Genomic DNA, 1,863 nt, shown 5'->3' on the forward strand with positions numbered 1-1,863 from the left:
CATTGTCGGTGATTCTGACGTGATCGTTTGCCCGCCGGTGGTTCGAGGAGCCTCATGATCGATGGCAATCTCGTGGGTTGATGAGGTATAGCATTGTGCCATCTATTGGTCCAATGCCCCGCATTTTCGCAGCCATATGACCGCGCATGTCGCTAAAGTTTCAGCCACCTGACTTTTTTTGGTTGGGCGTCATGAGGCGGTAGGGTTTTGTGGTTTCAAGTGCGATTTTTTGCTCTTGTCTGGCTCGGCACTCTCCAATATTAACCGTTATATAACGTTGGTATTGGTGGTGGCGGCCATGGACATTTCATAACATTGAGTTTTATTAATCGCTCTAATGCGCTTTACTCTCGTGTTGGCGTTGAATTAGTGCGAGGTCGACGCAACGGTATTTGTCGATGAGGGGGATTGATGGATCTTTGGACAACCATAACAGTGTTGATTTTAGGGATGGTCGAAGGTCTGACGGAGTTCTTGCCGATATCAAGTACAGGGCACCAGATTATCGTCGCGGACTTGCTCGGCTTCGGCGGCGAGCGAGCCATGGCCTTCAACATCATCATTCAATTGGGCGCGATCCTGGCGGTTGTCTGGGAGTTCCGCCGCAAGATTCTCGAGATCGTTACCGGCTTGCCGACCCAACGCAATGCACAACGTTTCACCTTGAATCTGTTAATCGGTTTTCTTCCGGCAGTGGTCTTGGGGGTGTTGTTCGCCAATAAGATCCATGAGTATCTGTTTAATCCGATCACTGTTGCAGTGGCATTAGTGGTGGGTGGCATCATCATGTTGTGGGCCGAGCAGCGCGAACATGTGGTGTCTGTCGACCATGTAGACGACATGCGCTGGACTGACGCCCTCAAGGTCGGTTTCGTGCAATGCCTGGCGATGATTCCGGGCACTTCGCGCTCTGGGTCGACCATTATCGGTGGGTTACTGTTTGGTCTGTCGCGTAAGGCTGCCACGGAGTTTTCGTTCTTTCTGGCGATGCCGACCATGGTCGGTGCCGCCGTGTATTCAGGCTATAAGTATCGGGATCTGTTCCTGGCCAGTGACTTGCCGGTGTTTGCGCTGGGTTTCGTGACGGCGTTCTTTTTCGCCATGATCGCCGTGCGTGGTTTGCTCAAGTTTATCGCCGCCCACAGTTACGCCGTGTTCGCCTGGTACCGGATCGGATTCGGTTTGCTGATTCTGGCAACGTGGGTATTCGGCTGGGTTGACTGGACCGGGGCTGCAGCGCACTGACACTTGCACCAGGCATGCAGGACATGCAGCCTGGTCGCAGGGAGGCGGCTAACCTTTAACGCCCCTCAAGCAGCTCCGCCGCTTGATCCAGCAACGCCAAAGGCTCTTTGGCCTTGTGAATATCCACCGACAGTAACTGCCGAAACTTGCGCGCCCCCGGGAACCCGGTGCCCAGCCCGAGTACATGCCGGGTGATGTGGTGCATCGAACCACCTGCAGCGATGTGCGCCGCTATATAAGGACGCAACTGCGCCAGCGCCTCAGCCCGGCTGATCACAGGCGCCGAGCTGCCGAACAGCTGCTGATCCACCTCGGCCATCACATAAGGGTTGTGATACGCCTCACGGCCCAGCATGACGCCGTCGAACGTCTGCAAATGCTCGTGGCAGGCCTCCAGCGTCTTGATCCCGCCGTTCAGGATAATCTCCAGCTCCGGAAAATCCGCCTTCAACTGCGCCGCCACGTCATAACGCAGAGGTGGAATGTCCCGGTTCTCCTTCGGCGACAACCCCTCCAGAATCGCTATCCGCGCGTGCACGGTAAAACTGGTGCAGCCGGCATCCCGCACCGTACCGACGAAATCACACAACTCTTCGTAACTGTCTCGCCCGTTGATCC

The 1,863-nt window shown here is 55.6% G+C and carries 2 protein-coding genes; one reads left to right on the plus strand and one right to left on the minus strand.

Annotation, left to right across the window (positions count from 1 at the left end; all coding sequences use genetic code 11):
• Positions 1 to 411: 411 nt before the first annotated feature.
• Positions 412 to 1,245: an undecaprenyl-diphosphate phosphatase gene (locus tag AC1DVH_RS30375; RefSeq protein WP_477756907.1), complete on the plus strand. Its 834-nt coding sequence runs from the start codon at positions 412 to 414 to the stop codon at positions 1,243 to 1,245.
• 55 nt (positions 1,246 to 1,300) lie between these two features.
• Here AC1DVH_RS30375 and AC1DVH_RS30380 read toward each other — a convergent pair.
• Positions 1,301 to 1,863, minus strand: a 563-nt coding sequence (locus AC1DVH_RS30380; RefSeq protein WP_477756908.1) for a tRNA-dihydrouridine synthase, incomplete at its 5' end; no start/stop codon positions are given.

The organism is Pseudomonas sp. P4_C3, from assembly GCF_056402075.1.